We start from the raw sequence: 20,599 nt of genomic DNA, 5'->3' as shown, positions 1-20,599 counted from the left end.
CCACGGGATCTCTTTTGACTGACCAAACGCTCCGCTGGGGCATCATCGGCACCGGCAACATCGCTTCCCGGTTCGCCGGCCAGGTGCCGACGTCGAAGACCAACGAGGTCGTCGCCGTCGGCAGCCGCTCCCTCGACTCGGCCAACGCCTTCGCCGACAAGTGGGACATCGCGCACCGGCACGGTTCCTACGACGACCTGCTCGCCGACGAGACCGTCGACGCGGTCTACATCGCCACCCCGCACCCGATGCACGTCGAGTGGGCGATCAAGACCGCCGAGGCCGGCAAGCACGTGCTGTGCGAGAAGCCGCTCGCGATCAACCGGGCCTGGTCCGAGGCGATGATCGAGGCCGCGGTACGCAACGACGTCTTCCTGATGGAGGCGTTCATGTACCGGTGCCTGCCGCAGACCAAGCTGGTCGCCCAGCTCGTCCGCGACGGCGAGATCGGCACGGTCCACCAGATCCAGGCCACCTTCGCCTTCGCCGCCGGATTCCGGCCGGAGAGCCGGATCTTCGCCGACGAGCTCGCCGGCGGCGGCATCCTCGATGTCGGCGGCTACCCGGTCTCGTACGCGCGGCTGATCGCCGGCATCGCGGCCGGGCAGCCGTTCGCCGACCCGGCCGCGGTCAGCGCCGTCGGCCACGTCGGCGAGACCGGCGTCGACGAGTGGACGGTCGCCACGCTGTTCTTCGACGGTGGCATCACCGCGCAGGTCAGCACCGGCGTACGGCTGTCCGACCAGAACCAGGTCCGGATCTTCGGCAGCGAGGGCTACCTCGTCGTCGAGGACCCGTGGTTCGGCGGCGACGGCAAGCCGGCCCACGTCACCCTGCACAAGGTGGGGGAGGAGCCGCGGGACATCTCCGCGGAGCCGGCCCTCATCTACACGGCCGAGGCCGAGGCGGTGCAGGCAGCGATCCGGTCGGGCGCGAAACAGGCCCCGGAGATGAGCTGGGCCGACACGCTCGGCAACCTCACCGTCCAGGACCAGTGGCGGGCGGCGATCGGGCAGCAGTACGCGAGCGAACGCGACGACGCGGTCATCCCGACCGCGACCGGACGTCCGCTCACCCGGCGCGACGACGCCCCGATGACCTATGGGAAGGTGCCCGGCCTGGACAAGCAGGTGTCCCGGCTCGTCATGGGCGTCGACAACCAGCAGACGCTGCCGCACGCCGCGGTCATCTTCGACGACTTCGTCGAGCGCGGCGGTACGACGTTCGACACGGCGTACATCTACGGCGGCGGACGCGGCGAGAAGCTGCTCGGGCAGTGGATGACGTCCCGCGGCAACCGCGACGACGTCGTTGTCATCGGCAAGGGCGCGCACACGCCGTACTGCGACCCCGAGTCGATCACCCGCCAGCTGCACGAGAGCCTCGAACGACTGCAGACCGACCACGTCGACCTGTACCTGATGCACCGCGACAACGAGGAGATCCCGGTCTCCGAGTTCGTCGACGTCCTCAACGAGCACTTCAAGGCCGGCCGGATCAAGGCGTTCGGCGGCTCCAACTGGTCGCTGGAACGCTTCGACGCCGCCAACGCGTACGCCGAGGCGAACAGCAAGCAGCCGTTCACCCTGCTCAGCAACCACCTCAGCCTCGCCCGCGCGTACGACGTACCGTGGGCCGGCTGCCGGCACGTGTCCGACGACGAATCGCAGGCGTGGTTGCGGGAACGGCAGGTCGCGCTGTTCCCGTGGTCGAGCCAAGCCCGCGGGTTCTTCACCGGCCGGGCCAAGCCGGAGGACACGTCGGACTCCGAGCTCGTGCGCTGCTTCTACTCCGACGAGAACTTCGGCAGGCTGGACCGGGCGCGGGAGCTCGCGAAGGCCAAGGGAGTCGAGCCGACCGCCATCGCTTTGGCGTGGCTGCTGCACCAGCCGTATCCTGTATTTCCGCTGATCGGGCCGCGGCACGTCAGCGAAACACGCACCTCGACACCGGGTCTTTCGGTGTCGTTGACCGAGGACGAAGTGGCCTACCTCACGTCCTGAAGCCGAATTGGTGGCCCGCTGACACCCATGTAACATGGTCTGTCGGTGTCACGACCCTGAACACGGAGAATCATGTCTAAGAAGTGCGATGTCTGCGGCAAGCAGCCGACGTTCGGCAACAGCGTTGCCCGTCTGGGTAAGGGCGCGATGATCCGGCGGGTCAAGGCTCGTACGCCCCGCCGTTTCAACCCCAACATCCAGCCGGTCCGGGCGATCATCAAGGGAACCCCGACCAAGCTGAAGGTGTGCACGTCCTGCATCAAGGCCGGCAAGGTCCAGCGCGTCGTCGGCTGATCACCAGCTTTTACTCCGTGTAGGGCCTTTCGACCAGGCGCCCGGGTTCGCCCCGGGCGCCTAGTCGTGTTTGCGCGCCACCACCGTGATCTCGTTCCGGTTGTGATGCAGCTGGCGGGCATGCAGTACGTCGTACCGCTCGCGAAGCACGTCGATGCCGCGCCGGGCGCCGTCGAGCGGATTCTTGCCGCCGCCCTTCAACGTGACGATCGCCAGACCGCCGCGATGCAGCTGAGCCGCCGCGTCGAGCATCATCCGGGCGCTCATGACCTGATCCATCCGCATGTCGTTGACGACCACGTCGAAGCGGACCCGGTTCGCCGCGAAGAAACGCCCCGCGGTCGTCGCCTCGTGATGGATCCGCTGATCGCCCCGCAGCCGCGGGTCCAGCGAACCCGGGTCCACCGACCACACCTCTTGCCCGTGCTGCCGCAGGATCCGCGTCCAGCCGCCCGGCGACGCGCCCAGGTCGACCGCCTTCCCGCCCGGCGACAGCTCCAGCCCGAAGGTCGCGATCGCCTCCTCCAGCTTGAACTCCGACCGCGACACCCGCTCGTCCCCACGAGCCAGCCGCATCCGCCCACCCGGCCAGTCCGACAGACTGTCCGCCAGCCGGTTCACGCCGATCAGCAACTGCTTCCCGGCCACGACGCCGGACACGACGACGTCCTGGCCGGACCGGGTGCTCGTCACCCCACGGCCGGCCAGCGCGTCGACGATCAGGTGGTGGTAGGAGCTGCCGGTGCCGTCGACCCAGGTCTGTACCGCGACCGACCTGGCCGAGATCTCCTCGAGCAGCGTCGTCGCGAGCTCGGACTCGGTCGGCAGGTCGTCCAGCGGGTAGCCGGCGATCTCCCGGGTCAGGTGCCGGACGAACATGATGCGGCCTTCGTCACACGCCGCCGCGAACTCCTCGACCGGAACCGCGGTGTCGGCCAGCCGGGCCACCTCGGCTCCCAGCCGCTCGAACCGGTGCTCACCAGGAAACGCCTCCCGGATCTCGCGGACCGCGTACCGGTAACTGTCGGACGCGAACGAGAACAGAACGGAGCGAGGCACAACACATCGTAAACGCACCCGTCGAGGGCATACCGGGCGCTCCCGTGCGTGCTGCGCGGCACTCGACGGGCACCTCGGCGCACTGGGGCCAAGGTCACGATGCTCCGCATCGAGCCCTCGTCCCCAGCACGCCGAGGCACTCCGCCGAGCACCTGCTCGCGACTGCACGGGAGCGCCCGGTATGCCCTAATCTTCCCGGCGTGGAGGAACTGACGGTCGAGGTACTGCGGGCCTGGGCCCGGACGGCGCTGGCGGAGCTGGCGCGGGCCCGGACCGAGATCGACGAGCTGAACGTGTACCCGGTCCCGGACGGCGACACCGGCACCAACCTCTACCTGACCTGGGAAGCCGCCTGCGACGCGCTGCCCAAGGGCGAGCTGACGTTCACCGAGGCGATCCAGGCCTTCGGCCGCGGCGCCCTGCTCGGCGCGCGCGGGAACTCCGGCGTGATCACCTCCCAGCTGATCCGGGCCTGCGGCCTCCGCCTCAACGAGAACCTCCCGCACCACCAGACCGACGGTGTCCTCGCCGACCCCCGGATGAGCGAACCCGCCGCCTTCGCCGACGCGCTCAAGTACGCCGCCGACGCCGCGTACAGCGCGGTCGCCCAACCCGTCGAAGGCACCATGCTCACCGTCGCCCGCGCCGCCGCCACCGGCGCGATGACCGCCGCGAACGACGGCAAGACCCTCGCCGACGTCTGCCTGGCCGCCGTCGCATCCGCCCGGCAGGCCCTCACCAAGACCACCGAACAGCTCGAGGTACTCCGGCGTGCGGGCGTCGTCGACGCCGGGGGAGCCGGTCTGGTGGTGATCCTCGGCGCGATGGAGTCCGTGCTCACGGGCCAGGTCGTCCGGGTGGATGTGCCGGCCAGAGTCGAGCCCCAAGGTGAGAGCGCCGAGGCCGAGGACGGACCGGCGTACGAGGTGATGTACCTGCTCGACGCGCCCGACGACAAGGTCGGCGACTTCCGGCAGACGCTGGCCACGCTCGGCGACTCGGTCGTCGTGGTCGGCGGCGACGGGCTCTGGAACGTCCACGTCCACACCGACAACGTCGGCGCCGCGATCGAGCACGGAATCGACATCGGCCGCCCGCACCGCATCCGGGTCACCCACTTTGACGACCAGGCCCACCACCACGAGCCCGCCCCGGGCCGGGCCATGATCGCCGTCGTCGCCGGTGACGGACTGGCCGACCTGTACGTCGAGGCCGGCGCCCGGGTCATCCGCGGCGGCCCCGGCCGGCGCTGCTCGACCGGCGAACTGCTGCAGGCGATCGAACAGTCCCAGGCACCCGAGATCGTGATCCTGCCCAACGACCAGGATTCGATCGCGGTCGCCGAGGCCGCCGCCACCGCCGCCCGCCAGGACGGCATCCGGGTCGCCGTCATCCCGACCCGCGCGCAGGTCCAGGGTCTGGCCGCGATCGCCGTCCACGACCCGGAGCGCAGTTTCGACGACGACGTCGTACACCTGTCCGCGGCCGCCGGACAGACCCGGCACGGCGCCGTGACCATCGCGATCAAGGACGCCTGGACGATGGCCGGCCGCTGCCGGACCGGCGACGCGCTGGGCGTGGTCGACGGCGACTTCGCGCTGATCACCGAGGATCTGGAGACCGCCGCGGTCGGTGTCGTCGACCGGCTGCTCGGCGGCGGCGGCGAGCTGCTCACCATCGTCACCGGCCGGGATGTGCCCCCCGGCCTGGCCGAGGCTGTGGAGCGGCACGTCCGCCGGCAGCGCAAAGATGTCGACGTCGTGGTGTACGACGGAGGGCAGGACAGGTACCCGTTGCTGATCGGGGTCGAATGAAGAACGACACGGAGCGGAAGCTGCGAGACTTCCTCGGAGCCAAGACCGCCAAGACCTTCGCCGACGTGCTCGAGATCGAGACCGTCGGCGAGCTGCTGCGGCACTACCCGCGGCGGTACCTGAAGAAGGGTGAGCTGACCCCGTTCGACGAGCTCGAGGTCGGCGACCAGGCGACCGTCAACGGGCGGGTCAAGAAGGTCACCGTGCGATCGCTCGACACCAAGGCCGAGATCCCGCTCACCGACGTCCAGAAATGGGCCCGCCGCAAGACGCTGACCAAGGTCGTCGTCACCGACGGCCGGCGCGACCTCGAGCTGGCGTTCTTCAACCAGCCCTGGCTGGCGACCAAGCTCACGCCCGGCACCGCGGCCCTGTTCTGGGGCGAGGTGACGATGTTCCGCGACACCATGCAGCTGAAGGGCCCCGGCACCGAGATCCTCGACGAGGACGACCTGACCGAGGCCGAGATCGAACGCCGGGCCCGGCCGTTCCGCCCGCTCTACCCGGCGACCGCGAAGTTGCCGACCGCCACGATCGAGCGGTCGGTCAAGATCGTGCTGGACAGCCTGGACGAGCGGCTCGACGACCCGATCCCGGACCTGATCCTGCGCAACGAGCAGCTGCTCAGCCTGCGCGAAGCCCTGCAGAAGGTGCATCTTCCCGACACCGAGAAGGACATCCAGGACGCGCAGCAGCGGTTCCGGTTCGAGGAAGCGCTGGTGATGCAGACGATCCTCGCGCAGCGCCGCGCCGTCACGGATGCGCTCAACGCCGTACCGCGGCCGCGGGCCGAAGGCGGTCTGCTCGACGAGTTCGACCAGCGGCTGCCGTTCCAGCTGACCGAGGGCCAGGCCGAGGTGGGGGAGGAGATCTTCGCCGACCTGGCCCGTCCGCACCCGATGCACCGGCTCCTGCAAGGTGAGGTCGGCTCCGGCAAGACCGTGGTCGCGCTGCGGGCGATGCTGTCCGTGGTCGACAACGGCGGTCAGGCGGCGCTGCTCGCTCCGACCGAAGTGCTCGCCGTCCAGCACCACAAGACGCTGACGAAGATGCTCGGCGACCTGGCGGAGCAGGGGATGCTCGGCGGCGCGGAGCATGCCACCAAGATCGGTCTGCTGACCGGCTCGCTGAACGCGGCAGGCCGCCGTACGGCGATGCTCGATGCCGCGAGCGGTGCGGCGGGGATCGTCGTGGGCACGCACGCGCTGCTCGAGGACAAGGTCCAGTTCGCCGACCTCGGGCTCGTCGTCGTCGACGAGCAGCACCGGTTCGGCGTCGAGCAGCGGGCCGCGCTGAGCGCGAAATCCGGCGAGAACACCCCGCACGTCCTGGTCATGACCGCCACCCCGATCCCGCGGACCGTGGCGATGACGGTGTTCGGCGACCTCGCGGTCTCGACACTCACCCAGCTCCCCGCGGGCCGGTCGCCGATCCAGTCGTCGGTCGTCCCCGCCAAGGAGAAGCCCGAGTGGCTCCAGCGCGCCTGGACCCGGGTCCGCGAGGAGGTCGGCAAGGGCCACCAGGTGTACGTCGTGTGCCCGCGGATCGGCGACGACGTCAAGAACGCCGGCGACGAGGAAGGCGAGTTCGCGGCCGGCGAGGAGGAACAGGCCGGCGGCAAGAAGCAGCAGGCGCGGCCGCCGATCTCGGTCATGCAGGTGGCCGAGGCCCTCGGCGAGATCCTGCACGACCTGCGGGTCGAGATCCTGCACGGGCGGCTGCCCGCGGACGAGAAGGACGCGGTGATGTCCCGGTTCGCGGCCGGCGACGTCGACGTACTGATCGCGACCACGGTGATCGAGGTCGGCGTCGACGTACCGAACGCCTCGACGATGGTGATCATGGACGCCGACCGGTTCGGCATCTCGCAGCTGCACCAGCTGCGCGGCCGGGTCGGGCGGGGCAAGGTGCCGGGGTTGTGCCTGCTGGTCACTGATCTGTGGCCGGGATCGCGCTCGTACGGGCGCCTCGACGCCGTCGCGTCCACCACGGACGGCTTCGAGCTGTCCCGGATCGACCTTGAGACCCGGCGCGAGGGCGACGTGCTCGGCGTGGCGCAGTCCGGCCGTCGAAGCAGCCTCAAGCTGCTCAGCGTCCTCCGCGACGAGGACATCATCCTCGCCGCCCGCCACGTGGCGAATTCGATCGTCTCGGTCGACGCGGACCTCGCCGAGTACCCAGTACTACGGTCTGTAGTACGGGCCGCTCTGGAATCGGAGACCACCGAGTACCTGGAGAAGACGTGACTGTGTTGAATGCCGCGCCTCCGGCGCGGGGGTCACGGGGCTTTTGCTCCCGTTCTTCCCTCGTCGCTCCGGTCGCTTCGCTCCCTCCGCTCCTCAGTCCAGAACGGGAGGCCCCGTGACGCGGATTGTCGGGGGAGCGGCCGGTGGGCGGCGGATCGCCGTGCCGGCCGGGAGTGGGACCAGGCCGACCGCGGACCGGGTGCGGGAGGCGCTGTTCTCGTCGCTCGAGTCGGAGTTCGGCAGCTTCGACGGGCTGGCCGTGCTCGATCTGTACGCCGGGTCGGGGGCGATCGGGCTGGAAGCGCTGTCCCGTGGCGCCGCGGACGTGGTGCTGGTCGAGTCGGACCGGCGAGCCGCCGACGTGATCGCGGCCAACATCAAGGTGGTCGGGCTCCCCGGCGCGAAGCTCGTGACACGCCCGGTCGAGAAGATCACTGCGGGTGACACCCCGGTGAAGTTCGACCTGGTGTTCGCGGACCCGCCGTACAAGCTGGAGACGAGCGAGCTGCAGCACCTGCTGACCGACCTGGCGGAGCGCGGATGGCTGGCCGACGACGCGGTGGTGGTCGTCGAGCGGGGCAAGCGGGAGCCGTGGGAGTGGCCGGAAGGGTTCGCCGCGCTGCGGGACCGCAAGTACGGCGAGGCCCGCCTTTGGTACGGTCACCGCCATGGCTAAGGCCGTCTTTCCAGGGACCTTCGATCCGCCCACCGTGGGGCACCTCGACATCGTCACCCGGGCGGCTGCCGCCTTCGACGAGCTGATCGTCGCGACCGGGGTGAACCAGTCGAAGAACCGGCTGTTCGCGCCGCAGGAGCGGATCGAGATGCTCACCGAGCTGATCGCGCCGTTCCCGAACGCGCGGGTCGGCACCTTCGAGGGGCTGCTGGTCGACTACTGCCGGGCCGAGGGCGCCGGCGTCATCGTGAAGGGCCTGCGCTCGGCCGCCGACTACGATTACGAGTTGCAGATGGCGCAGCTGAACCGGCGGATGACCGGAGTCGACACGATCTTCTTCCCGACCGCGCCGGAGAACGCTTTCATCTCCTCCAGCTGGGTCAAGGAGATCGCCCGCCTGGGCGGCGACGTGAGCACCTTCGTCACCCCGGCCGTTCACTCCCGGTTACTGAACAAGTTCTAGCCCGACCCCGAATTGGGCGCAGCGCCGCGGAGTTGGTAATGTAGAGCACCGGTCTCGACGAGACCGAGTTCTTGCCTGCCCACGCCTGAAAGGTTTGCTCTGAGCGTCTTGGACCCGCGGTCCCCACTCGTGATCGACACGCACGAGCTGTCACGCCGCGCCGGGTCCCAACGCGAAGTCACTTTCATGGCGCCGGCGCCGGCAAATCTCGGAATCGACGTGATCGGCGTCCCCGAAGGCGATCCGATCCAGTTCGATCTACGGCTGGAATCGGTGGTCGAAGGGGTGCTCGTCACCGGTACGGCCCGCGGCCGTCTGGTCGGGGAGTGCGCGCGGTGCCTGGTCGATATCGAGGACGAGTTCCTCGCTGACGTCCAGGAGCTGTACGTCTACCCGGAGAGCGAAGCCGAGCCGGACGAGGCCAGCCGGATGGAGGGCGATCTGATCGACCTCGAGCCGGTGCTGAGGGACCAGGTGGTGCTCGCACTACCGTTCCAGCCGCTGTGTACGGACGACTGTCCGGGTCTGTGCCCCGACTGCGGGGTACGCCTGGCGGACGAGCCCGGCCACCAGCACGAGGACGGTGTCGACCCGCGGTGGGCCGCCCTCGGCGGGTTGCTCCAGAACGACCAGCAAGACAACTGAAGACCGAACACACGCCAGCCAGCCGGCCGGGTCCACCAGCCCCCGGCCGAACCGAGGAGTCATAACCGTGGCCGTTCCGAAGCGGAAGATGTCGCGCAGCAACACCCGTAGCCGCCGGGCCCAGTGGAAGACCACTGCCCCGTCGCTGGTGACCTGCGTGAACCCCGCCTGCCGCGCCAAGCACCTGCAGCACACCGTTTGCCCCAACTGCGGCCAGTACGGCGCCAAGGGCGAGCGTCGCCAGGTCGTCGAGAGCTAAACGGCACCAACCCAGTGAACTCTGCCAACGAAACGGGGCTCTACGCCGAGCTGAACCAGCGGCTCGGCGTATCGCTGGCTGACGAATTGCTGGAGCACGCCTTCACCCACCGCTCGTACGCGTACGAGAACGGCGGGTTGCCGACCAACGAGCGGCTGGAGTTCCTCGGGGACTCCGTGCTCGGCGTCATCGTCACGGAGTCGCTGTTCCGGAACCACCCGGACCTGTCCGAGGGCCGACTGGCCAAGCTACGGGCCGCGGTGGTCAACATGCGTGCGCTCGCGGGTGTCGCCCGCGAGCTCAACCTCGGCAAGTACCTGCGGCTCGGCCGCGGTGAGGAAGCCACCGGCGGCCGCGACAAGTCGTCGATCCTGGCCGACTGCGTCGAGGCGCTGATCGGCGCCGTCTACCTGGACCGCGGCTTCGAGGTCGCGGGCAGCGTGGTGCACCGGCTGTTCGACGACCTGATGGAGTCGTCGGCCCGGCTCGGCGCCGGCCTGGACTGGAAGACGTCGCTGCAGGAGCTGGTCGCCCAGCTCAGCGTCGGCGTCCCGGAGTACGTGATCGCGGAGTCCGGACCGGACCACGCGAAGACGTTCGAGGCCCGGGTCCGGATCGGCTCCGACACGTACGGTCACGGCATCGGCCGGAGCAAGAAGGAAGCCGAGCAGCAGGCCGCCGAGACCGCCTGGAAGGCCCTGCGCGCGGCGCATCCCGACACGATCGATCCGTCGACCCAGCCCTGAGGTGCCGGAACTTCCCGAAGTCGAGGTCGTCCGCCGGGGGCTCGCGCAGTTCACCACCGGCCGGACGATCGACGCCGTCGAGGTCCTGCACCCCCGTCCGGTACGGCGGCACGCCGCAGGGCCGGACGACTTCGTGGCCCGGCTCAAGGGCCAGGTGTTCGCCGAGCCGGCCCGCCGCGGGAAGTACCTGTGGCTCCCGCTGGTCTCCGGGGATGCCGTTCTCACCCACCTCGGGATGAGCGGTCAGTTCCGGGTCCAGCCCGTCGGCGCGCCCGACGAGCCGCATCTCCGGGTCCGATTCCGCTTTGCGGACGACCTCGGAGAGGTCCGTTTTGTGGACCAGCGGATGTTCGGTGGTCTGTCGTACTCCGAGGGCGGTGCCGAGCTGCCCGCCGAGATCGCCCACATCGCCCGCGATCCGTTCGATCCTCTGTTCGATCCGGAGGCGGTGACGGCGAAGATCCGGCGTCGGAAGACTGGCCTCAAGCGGGCGTTGCTCGACCAGACCGCGGTCAGCGGGATCGGCAACATCTACGCCGACGAAGCGTTGTGGCGGGCGAAGCTGCACTACGCCCGGGCAACAGATTCGCTGAAGCCCTTACAAATCAAGGGGATTCTCCAGCAGGCGCACGAGGTGATGGCCGAGGCGCTGACCGTTGGTGGCACCAGCTTCGACGCCCTGTACGTCAACGTGAACGGGGAATCCGGGTACTTCGAGCGCGGCCTGAACGTCTACGGGCAGGAGGGATCGCCGTGCCCGCGGGACGGGCGGCCGATCCGTCGCGAGCCGTTCATGAACCGTTCGTCGTACCGGTGCCCGAAATGTCAGCCCGTTCCTCGCCACGTTCGCTGGTGAGCGAGGTATCGTTAATAAACGTGGCCCAGGTTGACCCGTCGCCCCCGCCGGTGTCACCCTGAAAGACGGCACACATTTTCAGCGCTCCTTCATGACCAGGACCTGGAGCGCACCCGGCCAGAACCCTTCCGGAGGACAGCACAATGGCCAAGGCTCTTCTAGGGCATCTTGGAGGCACTGACCCGCGCATGCTCGAGCAGGTTCGTCTGCTCAACCGGCGTGTCGCCGACCTGGAGGCGCACGTGATGCGTCTGCAGGCAGAGAACGACCACCTCGTCGCACAGATTCACGAGGGTCGCCTGCTGACCGTCGACGAGGCTTTGCGCGCCCCCGCTTCGGTCTGAGGACCCTAGCCCGCGACAACAGAGAATTTGCATCTCGACCGTCCGCACAACCACGGCGGTGGCCCCCGTCCGGGCCTCCGCCGGTTCTATGTTCAGCTTCTGTTGCCCTTACAGCCGGCCCGTTCGCACCGGTCGGCCTCCACAAGTTCGCGCGCATCTGTTTGTAGACTGCACAGCGGAACTACTTCCCCCGGGTAGCGGCACGAGCAGTTACGACGGTTCCTTCGGTATCGTCTGTCCTTTCACGGGTTGGAGAGCTTCGCCTTGTACCTGAAGAGCATGACGCTCCGGGGATTCAAGTCGTTCGCGTCCGCGACGACGATGAACTTCGAACCAGGCATCACCTGCATCGTCGGGCCGAACGGCTCCGGCAAGTCCAACGTCGTCGACGCACTGGCCTGGGTGATGGGTGAGCAGGGCGCGAAGTCGCTGCGCGGCGGCAAGATGGAGGACGTCATCTTCGCCGGCACCTCCGGCCGCGCCCCGCTGGGCCGCGCCGAGGTGGTGCTCACCATCGACAACACCGACGGCGCCCTGCCGATCGAGTACGCCGAGGTGACGATCAGCCGGACGATGTTCCGCAACGGCGGGTCCGACTACCAGATCAACGGCCAGAACTGCCGGCTGCTCGACGTCCAGGAACTGCTCAGCGACTCCGGTATCGGCCGCGAGATGCACGTCATCGTCGGCCAGGGCCAGCTCGACTCGATCCTGCGCGCCACGCCCGAGGGCCGGCGCGGATTCGTCGAGGAAGCGGCCGGCGTCCTGAAGCACCGCAAACGCAAGGAAAAGGCGATCCGGAAGCTGGAGGCCACCGAGGGCAACCTGCACCGGCTCGGCGACCTGATCGCCGAGATCCGCCGCCAGCTGAAGCCGCTCGGACGCCAGGCGGAGGTGGCGCGCCGAGCAGTGACGATCCAGGCGGAGGTCCGGGACGGCCGCGCCCGGCTGCTCGCCGACGACATCGTCCAGGCCCAGTCCGCGCTCGAGGCCGAGCTGCGGGACGAGGCCGCGCTGACCGAGCGCCGGTCCGAGACCGAGGCGAAGCTGCGGGAGGCCCGCGAGCTGGAAGCCGAGCTCGAGGACGCGCTCCGCGAGGACGCGCCGGCCCTGCAGGCCGCGCAGGACACCTGGTACCAGCTGTCCGGCTTCGGCGAGAAGGTCAAAGGTACGGCGCGGATCGCGGCCGACCGGATCCGTTCGCTGAACGACGAGGCCGACGACGGCCCGCGTTCGGGGCGGGACCCCGACGAGCTCGAGCTGGAGGCGGCTCGGGTCCGGGAGACCGAGGCGCAGATCGAGGCCGAGGTCGAGGCGCACTCCGAGCTGCTTGCCGAGTCCGTCGAGCGCCGCCAGCAGCTGGAGGCGCAGGAGGCCGAGGAGGAGCGCCGGATCTCCGCGCTGATCCGGGCCGCCGCCGACCGCCGCGAGGGCCTGGCCCGGCTGACCGGCCAGGTGAATGCGCTGCAGAGCCGCGCGGCCGCGGCCGAGTCCGAGATCGGCCGTCTGGCCGGCAACATGCACGAGGCCGAGGTTCGCGCTGCCAAGGCCCAGCACGACTTCACCGCGCTGGAGACCCAGGTCGCCGGGCTGGATGCCGGCGAGAAGGGTCTCGACGACCAGTTCGAGGCCGCCCAGGCGGTGCTCGACGAGATGGACGAGCGGCTGGCGAAGCTGCGCGCCGAGGAGCGTGACGCCGAACGCGAGCGCACCGGTCTGGCCGCCCGCAAGGAAGCGCTCGAGCTGGGTCTGAACCGTAAGGACGGCGCCGGCGCCCTGCTGGCCGCCTCCGAGCAGGTCAACGGCCTGATGGGCTCCGTCGCCGCGCTCCTGAGCGTGCGCGCCGGGTACGAGACCGCCATCGCGGCCGCTCTTGGTGAGGCCGCCGACGCGGTCGCGGTGACGCACGCTGACGCCGCACTGCAGGCCGTCGGGCACCTGAAGCAGCACGACCTCGGCCGCGCCGGGATGCTGCTCGGCGACGCGCCCGCCGACGACTACTCGATGTGGCCGGTCCTGCCGTACGGAGCGTCGTACGCCGTCGATGTCGTGGACTGCCCGGAGACGCTGCGGCCCGCGCTGCGGCGGCTGCTGCGCAAGGTCGCCGTGGTGGACGACGTACCGGCGGCGCAGTCCCTGGTGCGGAATCTGCCCGATGTCACGTGTACGACGCGCGCCGGCGACGTACTCGGAGCGCATTTCGCGTACGGCGGGTCGGATGCGGCGCCGAGCCTGATCGAGGTGCAGTCCGCGGTCGACGAGGCGTCGGAGAAGCTGACCGAGGCGACGGCGCGGAGCGAGCGGCTGCGGTTCGAGCTGCAGGGGCTGGAGGACGAGCGGTCCCGGCAGAAGGAGTCCGTCGAGATCACCCTGGCCCGGCTGCACGAGTCCGATGCGGCGATGGCCGCGGTGGCTGAGCAGCTGGCCCACTTCGGGTCGCTGGCGAAGGCCTCCCGCGGTGAGGCGCAGCGGATGGGCGAGGCGATCGCTGCGGCCGAGGAGGAGCGCGACAAGAACCTGTCCGGCCTGGCCGAGCTCGAAGAGCGGCTGATGGACGCCGAGGCGTTCGACGACGACGGCGACGAGCCGGACACGTCCGAGCGCGACCGGCTGGCCGATGCGGCCAAGGCGGGACGTGCGGCCGAGATGGAAGCGCGGCTGGCGCTGCGGACCACCGAGGAGCGGGCCCGGGCGCTGTCCGGCCGGGCCGACTCGCTGGAGCGTGCTGCCCGCCAGGAGCGTGAGGCGCGGGCGCGGGCGATCGCCCGGGCGGCGCGTCGGGCCCGCCAGGCCGAGGCGGCGCAGGCCGTGCACCTGGCCGCCGGCCACGTGCTGGCCCGGCTCGAGTCCTCGCTGCAGCTGGCTGCGTCCGAGCGGGCGGCGATCCAGGCGCAGCGCGCGGACCGCGAGCAGGCGCTGGCGCAGTCCCGGTCCGCGACGCGGAACCTGAGCTCCGAGCTGGAGCAGCTGACCAACACCGTTCACCGCGACGCGCTGGCCAGGGCCGAGCAGAAGATGCGGCTCGAGCAGCTGTACGAGAAGGCGCTCGGCGAGCTCGGGATCGAGGTCGAGGCCCTCGTCACGGAGTACGGACCGGACCAGTTGGTGCCGCCGCTGCCCAAGGACGGCGACGACGGCACCTTGGAGCTCGAGGGCGAGCCGTTCAACCGGACCAAGGTCGAGAAGCGGCTGAAGCAGGCCGAGCGGGCGCTCAACCAGCTCGGCAAGATCAACCCGCTCGCGCTCGAGGAGTTCGACGCGATGGAGGAGCGGCACCGCTTCCTGTCCGAGCAGCTCGACGACCTGAGGAAGTCCCGCCGCGACCTGATGGACATCGTCAAGGAGGTCGACGACCGGGTCGAGCAGGTCTTCACCGAGGCGTATCGCGACGTCGAGATCGCGTTCGAGCACGTGTTCAGCCGGCTGTTCCCGGGTGGTGAGGGCCGGCTGGTCCTGACCGACCCCGACGACATGCTCGCCACCGGGATCGACGTCGAGGCCCGCCCGCCCGGCAAGAAGGTCAAGCGGCTCTCGCTGCTGTCCGGCGGGGAGCGGTCCCTGGTCGCGGTCGCCTTCCTCGTCGCGCTGTTCAAGGCCCGCCCGTCGCCGTTCTACATCCTCGACGAGGTCGAGGCCGCCCTCGACGACACGAACCTCGGCCGGCTGCTGGAGATCTACGAAGAACTCCGCGAGAACAGCCAGCTCCTGGTCATCACCCACCAGAAGCGCACCATGGAGGTCGCCGACGCCCTGTACGGCGTCACCATGCGCGGCGACGGCGTCTCCGCAGTCATCTCCCAGCGAATCCGCGAACCCGAACCTGTCTAGGCAGTGATCGTCATCGAGGTGAGTTGGTCGTTCTCGATGGCGAAGGTGAAGTGGGACGGGCCGTTGAAGCCCTGGCCGCCTACCTGGGTGAGGATGGTGAGGGGGTTGCCGGCGACTGTGACCACCGTGCCGGTGAAGGTGGCTTGTTTGCCGATCAGCTCGTTGTGGCTCCAGGAGCGGATCTGGTCGGGGCCGCGGAACTCCCGGCCCCAGTCGTTGACGTAGCCGTCCGGGGCGAACGCGGCCACGAACGCGTCGTTGTCCTGCTCGTCGATCGCGGTCAGCGCGCGCTGTACCGCTGCTGGGATTTCCTGGCTCATGGTGGCGACGATAACCCTCCTGGTTGAACCGGTCCGTGCATCCGTACGTGTGGCGGGGTGACGGACGGTCAACCAAGGAGGGTCTGATGAAGCGACTGAGCAGTGTGGTCGGCGTGGTCGGCGTAGCGGTGCTCGGCCTGGCAGGGCTGACCGCTTGCGGTAGTGATGATTCGAGCTCAGGTTCTGGTTCCGGCGCGAGCAGTTCGGCGCCGGCCGGCCAGCCGGCCGGTGCCGGAGCGAAGCTGGCGACCGCGGACGTCAACGGTCTCGGCAAGGTCGTTGTCGATGGCAACGGACGGACCGTGTACGTGTTCGACAAGGACACTTCGGGCAAGTCGAACTGCGAGGGCGACTGCCTGGCCAAGTGGCCGGTGGTCGCGGCCGGCGACGGTACGCCGCAGCTCACCGGGATCGATGCCTCGCTGATCAGCACGGTCACCCGCTCGGACGGATCCAAGCAGCTGGCGATCAACGGGTTGCCGCTCTACCTGTTCGCCAGCGACAGCCAGGCCGGTGAGGCCAAGGGCCAGGCGGTCGGCGGTGTCTGGTGGGTCGTCGGTGCGGACGGCAAGAAGATCACCACCCAGCCGGCCGGCTCCGGCAATGGCGGTTACTGAGTCCGTTGGTGCTGCCCTGGTGTGGCCGCTTGCTGATGCCGGTATCGTGCGGTCGGTGGGTGACACCCCAGGGCCGCACGATGCCGAGACACTGATCCGCACGCTGTACGCCGAGCACGGGCGCAGCCTGTTGGCGTACGCGACCCGTCTGACCGGAGACCGGGCTGCGGCCGAGGACGTCGTACAGGAGACACTGGTCCGGGCCTGGAAGCACGCCGACGACCTGACCACCGGCAGAGGGTCGGTCCGGGGCTGGCTGCTGACAGTGGCGCGCAACATCGTCACCGACCGAGCCAGGGCCCGGGCCGTACGTCCGGCAGAGGTGGCGGACGTGGTCGACAAGCCACCCGTCCAGGGAGACCACTCCGAGTCCGTGGTGAACACCATGGTCGTGATGGACGCCCTGGATCACGTGTCGGCTGAGCATCGTGAAGTACTCGTGCAGCTGTACTACCGCGGGCGGTCCGTGGCAGAGGCTGCCAAGGAGCTGGGTGTCCCACCCGGTACCGTGAAATCGCGTTCGTACTACGCCCTCCGAGCTCTGCGCGCGGTGATGGCCGGATCAGAAGCGGAGGTGTCCCGATGAATGAGCATGACCGTACGCAACTCGGCGCCTACGCCCTGGGCGCGCTGGAGCCTGGCGACGTGCAGGCTGTCGACGAGCACCTCGCCACCTGCGCGGAGTGCCGTGCTGAGCTTGCTGAACTCGAGGAGATGAAGGACTTCCTCGGTGAGGTGCCGCCGGAGGCGTTCCTGGAAGGGCCGCCGGAGGGCGGTGACCTGTTGCTGCAGCGCACGCTGCGGGAGGTCCGTGAGTCGTCGGCAGAGCCGCCGCTCCCGGTCCCGGCCAAGCGCAATCGCTCCCGCTGGCTGATGGTGGCCGCTGCCCTCGTCGTGGTCGCCGGAGCGCTCGGCGGCGGCGTCGTGCTAGGTCGCTCGACCGCGCCACCGCAGGCGAGCGAACCCGCGGCCGGCTACAAGGAAGTCACTGCAACCGACACGGTCACCGGCGCGAAGATGGCTACGACGGTCGAGCCGCGGACCGGCTGGAGCTGGGTGCAGGTGGAGGTCAGTGGGCTGACGGCAGGGGACCAGTGTCAGCTCCTCGTCACCGACAGGGCCGGCAAGACCTGGACGGCGGGCAGCTGGGTGGTGTCGCCCAAGGCAGCCAAGAACGGCAGCACGTTCGGCGGCGGTGTGCTGGTGCCGTTGGATCAGGTGCAGTCCGTGGAGATCAGGACCCTGCAGGGGAAGCACGTAGTCACGACAACGATCTGAAAGTAGTTGCGGGACACGAGAGGATGGGGCCGTGGCTACTACCTCCGAGGACCTCCGAGAGCGCCGGAAGAACGCGGCGGACAACTGCGAGCGCTGGCTGTTCAACCGGCGAGTGCCGGTGCCGGACCGGTTGCGGCAACTCGCAGATGTCGTCACGGACGACCTCGCCGACATGTACGGCAACGGCGGCGAGGTCGCGGCGCTGGAGCAGGAGGTGGCTGACCTGCTGGGTAAGCCGGCAGCGGTGTTCCTGCCGACCGGCATCATGGCGCAGCAGAGTGTGCTCCGCGTGTACGCCGACCGCGCGGGCACCAACCGGGTCGCCGTACACGGGCTGTCTCACCTCCTGGTGCACGAGCTGAACGCGCTGGAAGAGGTGCATCACCTCCGGATCGAGCGGCTGACGTCAGAGCCACGACAGCCCCGGCCGGACGAGCTGGCCGCGATTCCAGGCAAGCTGGCTGCGGTCACCCTGGAGTTGCCGCTGCGCGATGCCGGATACGTGCTGCCGACGTGGGACGAGCTGGTCGTGTTCTCCGAGTACTGCGCTGAGCGCGGCGTACCGCTGCACCTGGACGGGGCGCGGCTGTGGGAGAGCACGCCGTACCTCGAGCACAGCCTGGCTGGGATCGCTGCACTGGCCTCGACGGTGTACGTGTCGTTCTACAAGGTGCTCGGCGGGATCAGCGGTGCTGCGCTGGCCGGCCCCGAGGACGTGATCGCCGAGGTACGGCGGTGGCAGCGGCGACTGGGCGGCAATGTCTTCTCGCTCTTCCCGTACGCCGTGTCCGCCCGCGACGGACTGCGGACCGTGCTGCCACTGATGGACGTCCTGCACCAGCGGGCGGTCGAGGTCGCGATGGCCTTGCAGAGCGAAGGATTCCGCGTCTTCCCGGAGCCGCCGCACACCAACTCGTTCCGGCTCTACGCACCACGTGCCGCGGATGCGATCGAGCGCACCGCGGTCGAGCGGATGGAGCGGACCCGCGAGGCATTGTGTTCGCCGTGGCAGTCGGCCGACGTACCTGGCTGGTCGTGGATCGAGGTCGTGGTGACACCGCACTCGCTGACCTGGCAGGTCGACGAGATCGCCAAGGCGTTCGGGGAACTTCTGACCCGCTGAGAGCGTCAGGCCCTGTGTTGGGTGTGGGGCTGTGGGGATTCGGGGAGAGAAGTGCTGACATTCGTCGTGACGATGGTCGTTCTGCTGGTTCTGTCGGGCCTGGTGCTGCTCGCTGTGGCGCGGGGAGAAGGTAAACGCTTCGGGTAGCGGCGCTGTAGTGTCCCGGAGCATGAGGCGACTCATCTTCCAGGAGTACGTGACGCTCGACGGGTACGCCGCCGGGCCGGATGGCGGGCTCGACTTCTTCGAGTCCGTCGGGGAGCACCCGGACGACAACCTCGAGCTGCTCGAGAGCATCGACACGATGCTCCTGGGCGCCGAGACCTACCGGTTGTTCGCGGCGTACTGGCCGACCGAGGCGTCGGCGGATCAACCGATCGCGCCGAAGCTCAACTCGCTGCGGCTGGTCGTCGTGTCGACCACGCTGGAGAACGCGCCGTGGGGATCGCACGAGCCGGGTCTGGTGCTCCGTGACGTCGATGCGGTGCGTGCGCTCAAGGCCGAGGACACCGGCAAGGACATCATCCTGTGGGGCAGCATCACGCTGTTCCAGTCGTTGCTGCGGGCCGGACTGGTCGACGAGGTCCAGCTCCGCATCTGCCCGATCCTCCTGGGCGGGGGGAAGAGTGCGTTCCCGAGTGGCGAGTCGCCGGTGGATCTGCAGCTGATCGAGGCACGCCAGTGGGGCCGCGGCGGCGTACTGGTGCGCTACCAGCCGGCGGTCAACTGACCGCGTCCACGATCGCCTTCACGATCGGGGCGGCGATGGTGATCGTGGGAAGGACCAAGAGCGTGACTGCGCCGGCGTAGGTCAGCGTGGAGAGTGTGCGCTCGTTGGGGGCCGGACCGGCCAGGCGCTCGACTCGGAGGACAGTGGCGGACTTGGCTGCCGCCAGAGCCGCCTCTGGGGCCGGGGAACCAGCCAGCGCTACCAGTGCGCGGGCCAGCGGACGTGGACCGTTGCGGCGCCTGGCGTCGTCGTCAGCGAGCAACTCGACCAATGTGCGGGCCTGCTCCAGCGCCACATCACTGCGCACCCAGCGTGGGAAGGCATGGTGCAGTGCGGTGAACTCCTCCAGCACCAGATCATGACGTGCCCGGAGATGAGCTTGCTCATGGGCGAGCACGGCCTTCAGCTCGCTGTCGTCCAGCCGGTCCAGCGCACCGACGGACACTACAACCCGTGCGCCTCGCAGCGCGGGCAGACAATAGGCGAGTGGCGTCTCCTCGGCCAGCACCCGCAGTCCGGGGATCAGGCCGTCCGGAGTGGCCAGTACGTCGACCAGATCGCGGTGCCGCTTGCGACGAGCCCTCGTGCCGACTGCCACCCGTCCGACCGCCCAGAGCAGCCGCACCACGACCAGTGCGGTCATCGCCAGGATCAGTGCGGCCACGAGGTCACGCGGCGACGACGGGTCGAACCGCGGCTCACCTGGCCGGCCCGCGATCGAGTACGACAGGGCGATACCGGCACCCAGTGCGGCCAGTACGGCGGCCAGCGCGATCGCCTGCCAGAGGATGACGGCAGCGCGGGGGACCCGGTAGGGCCAGCTGGAGCGAGCCAGCACGGCCGGTGCCGGGCCGGTGAGCACGAGAGCCAGGACGGCCAGCAGGACCGGGGTGATCACCCCGTCTGCTCCTGACCGTCCAGTCGGGACAGGGCCTCGCGCAGCAGTGCTGCTTCCTCGTCGGAGACCTGGCCGACGAAGCGGACCAGAGCCTCCCTCCGGTCACCGGCGCGGTCCAGTGCGTCCCGCATCAGGTCTGCGGCGAGCTCCTCGCGCGGCGCAGCGGCGCGGTAGCGCCAGGCCTTGCCGTCGCGCTCGCGCTCGGTCAGCTTCTTCTTCGCCAGCCGGTCCAGAACGGTCATCACGGTGGTGTACGCGAGCTCTCGCGTGCCGGCCAGTTGCTCGTGCACCTCGCGCACGGTCAACGCGGTCGGCGCGGCCCAGAGCTGCTCCATCACCAGGCGTTCCAGGTCACCCAGGGGGCGCGGTGCCTTGTCCTCACTCGCCACGTGACCAGTAT

21 protein-coding genes are annotated in these 20,599 nt (G+C 69.4%); 17 read left to right on the top strand and 4 right to left on the bottom strand.

The window, feature by feature from the left end; translation table 11 throughout:
- The first annotated feature begins 14 nt into the window (after positions 1-14).
- A complete protein-coding gene (locus tag OHA18_RS00800; RefSeq protein ID WP_329001470.1) occupies positions 15-2,003 on the top strand; it encodes an aldo/keto reductase in 1,989 nt (662 codons plus the stop codon).
- 72 nt (positions 2,004-2,075) lie between these two features.
- A complete protein-coding gene (gene rpmB, locus OHA18_RS00795; RefSeq protein WP_134124328.1) occupies positions 2,076-2,297 on the top strand; it encodes a 50S ribosomal protein L28 in 222 nt (73 codons plus the stop codon).
- A 60-nt stretch (positions 2,298-2,357) separates the two neighbouring features.
- Here rpmB and OHA18_RS00790 read toward each other — a convergent pair whose 3' ends face one another.
- Positions 2,358-3,356 (bottom strand): SAM-dependent methyltransferase, encoded by a 999-nt coding sequence (locus tag OHA18_RS00790; RefSeq protein WP_329001469.1) that lies wholly within the window; start codon positions 3,354-3,356, stop codon positions 2,358-2,360.
- A 200-nt stretch (positions 3,357-3,556) separates the two neighbouring features.
- On the opposite strand from OHA18_RS00790, the gene OHA18_RS00785 reads away from it, so the two are divergent.
- The 10 genes from OHA18_RS00785 to smc all read left to right on the top strand — a co-directional run bounded on the left by OHA18_RS00785 (position 3,557) and on the right by smc (position 15,233).
- The gene (locus OHA18_RS00785) at positions 3,557-5,170 is read left to right on the top strand and encodes a DAK2 domain-containing protein (RefSeq protein ID WP_329001468.1); all 1,614 of its coding nucleotides are present in this window, start codon (positions 3,557-3,559) and stop codon (positions 5,168-5,170) included.
- Entirely contained in the window at positions 5,167-7,416 is a 2,250-nt protein-coding gene (gene recG, locus OHA18_RS00780; RefSeq protein WP_329001467.1) for an ATP-dependent DNA helicase RecG, read from the top strand. The genes OHA18_RS00785 and recG overlap by 4 nt, the downstream gene beginning before the upstream one ends.
- Before the next feature lie 115 nt (positions 7,417-7,531).
- Positions 7,532-8,092 (top strand): 16S rRNA (guanine(966)-N(2))-methyltransferase RsmD, encoded by a 561-nt coding sequence (gene rsmD, locus OHA18_RS00775; RefSeq protein WP_329001466.1) that lies wholly within the window; start codon positions 7,532-7,534, stop codon positions 8,090-8,092.
- A complete protein-coding gene (gene coaD, locus OHA18_RS00770; RefSeq protein ID WP_329001465.1) occupies positions 8,085-8,555 on the top strand; it encodes a pantetheine-phosphate adenylyltransferase in 471 nt (156 codons plus the stop codon). Before rsmD ends, coaD begins: the two co-directional genes overlap by 8 nt.
- Positions 8,556-8,684: 129 nt before the next feature.
- Complete coding sequence (locus OHA18_RS00765) at positions 8,685-9,200, top strand: YceD family protein (protein WP_329001464.1); 516 nt, start codon at positions 8,685-8,687, stop codon at positions 9,198-9,200.
- 67 nt (positions 9,201-9,267) lie between these two features.
- Positions 9,268-9,459 (top strand): 50S ribosomal protein L32, encoded by a 192-nt coding sequence (gene rpmF, locus OHA18_RS00760; protein ID WP_130387616.1) that lies wholly within the window; start codon positions 9,268-9,270, stop codon positions 9,457-9,459.
- 14 nt (positions 9,460-9,473) lie between these two features.
- A complete protein-coding gene (gene rnc / locus OHA18_RS00755) occupies positions 9,474-10,205 on the top strand; it encodes a ribonuclease III (protein ID WP_329001462.1) in 732 nt (243 codons plus the stop codon).
- 1 nt (position 10,206) lies between these two features.
- Positions 10,207-11,061 carry a bifunctional DNA-formamidopyrimidine glycosylase/DNA-(apurinic or apyrimidinic site) lyase gene (gene mutM / locus OHA18_RS00750; protein ID WP_329001461.1) on the top strand — a complete coding sequence of 285 codons (855 nt, stop codon included), beginning with the start codon at positions 10,207-10,209 and terminating at the stop codon, positions 11,059-11,061.
- Between the two features lie 188 nt (positions 11,062-11,249).
- On the top strand, positions 11,250-11,405 hold the full coding sequence (locus OHA18_RS00745; protein WP_233715190.1) for a hypothetical protein: 156 nt from the start codon (positions 11,250-11,252) through the stop codon (positions 11,403-11,405).
- A 279-nt stretch (positions 11,406-11,684) separates the two neighbouring features.
- The gene (gene smc, locus OHA18_RS00740; protein WP_442914366.1) at positions 11,685-15,233 is read left to right on the top strand and encodes a chromosome segregation protein SMC; all 3,549 of its coding nucleotides are present in this window, start codon (positions 11,685-11,687) and stop codon (positions 15,231-15,233) included.
- Here the strand turns inward: smc and OHA18_RS00735 are convergent.
- A complete protein-coding gene (locus OHA18_RS00735; RefSeq protein ID WP_329001459.1) occupies positions 15,230-15,553 on the bottom strand; it encodes a nuclear transport factor 2 family protein in 324 nt (107 codons plus the stop codon). The two genes, smc and OHA18_RS00735, sit on opposite strands and share 4 nt — an antisense overlap.
- 86 nt (positions 15,554-15,639) lie before the next feature.
- Here OHA18_RS00735 and OHA18_RS00730 point away from each other — a divergent pair, with 86 nt between their 5' ends.
- The 5 genes from OHA18_RS00730 (at position 15,640) to OHA18_RS00710 (ending at position 19,301) form a co-directional block, all read left to right on the top strand.
- Positions 15,640-16,170 (top strand): COG4315 family predicted lipoprotein, encoded by a 531-nt coding sequence (locus OHA18_RS00730; RefSeq protein WP_329001458.1) that lies wholly within the window; start codon positions 15,640-15,642, stop codon positions 16,168-16,170.
- Between the two features lie 55 nt (positions 16,171-16,225).
- The gene (locus OHA18_RS00725; protein ID WP_329001457.1) at positions 16,226-16,756 is read left to right on the top strand and encodes a sigma-70 family RNA polymerase sigma factor; all 531 of its coding nucleotides are present in this window, start codon (positions 16,226-16,228) and stop codon (positions 16,754-16,756) included.
- Complete coding sequence (locus OHA18_RS00720; protein ID WP_329001455.1) at positions 16,753-17,448, top strand: anti-sigma factor family protein; 696 nt, start codon at positions 16,753-16,755, stop codon at positions 17,446-17,448. The genes OHA18_RS00725 and OHA18_RS00720 overlap by 4 nt, the downstream gene beginning before the upstream one ends.
- 31 nt (positions 17,449-17,479) lie before the next feature.
- The gene (locus OHA18_RS00715) at positions 17,480-18,571 is read left to right on the top strand and encodes a threonine aldolase family protein (protein ID WP_329001453.1); all 1,092 of its coding nucleotides are present in this window, start codon (positions 17,480-17,482) and stop codon (positions 18,569-18,571) included.
- Positions 18,572-18,740: 169 nt separating this feature from the next.
- Positions 18,741-19,301 (top strand): dihydrofolate reductase family protein, encoded by a 561-nt coding sequence (locus OHA18_RS00710; protein ID WP_329001452.1) that lies wholly within the window; start codon positions 18,741-18,743, stop codon positions 19,299-19,301.
- Here OHA18_RS00710 and OHA18_RS00705 read toward each other — a convergent pair.
- The gene (locus OHA18_RS00705; protein ID WP_329001451.1) at positions 19,294-20,199 is read right to left on the bottom strand and encodes a M56 family metallopeptidase; all 906 of its coding nucleotides are present in this window, start codon (positions 20,197-20,199) and stop codon (positions 19,294-19,296) included. The genes OHA18_RS00710 and OHA18_RS00705 overlap by 8 nt on opposite strands.
- A complete protein-coding gene (locus OHA18_RS00700) occupies positions 20,196-20,588 on the bottom strand; it encodes a BlaI/MecI/CopY family transcriptional regulator (RefSeq protein WP_329001450.1) in 393 nt (130 codons plus the stop codon). The genes OHA18_RS00705 and OHA18_RS00700 overlap by 4 nt, the downstream gene beginning before the upstream one ends.
- Positions 20,589-20,599 lie beyond the last annotated feature (11 nt).

The organism is Kribbella sp. NBC_00709 (genome assembly GCF_036226565.1).
In the GTDB taxonomy this organism is placed as follows: Bacteria; Actinomycetota; Actinomycetes; order Propionibacteriales; family Kribbellaceae; genus Kribbella.
The sequence above is the reverse complement of the archived record's forward strand: the minus strand, read 5'-3'. Positions and strand labels throughout refer to the sequence as shown.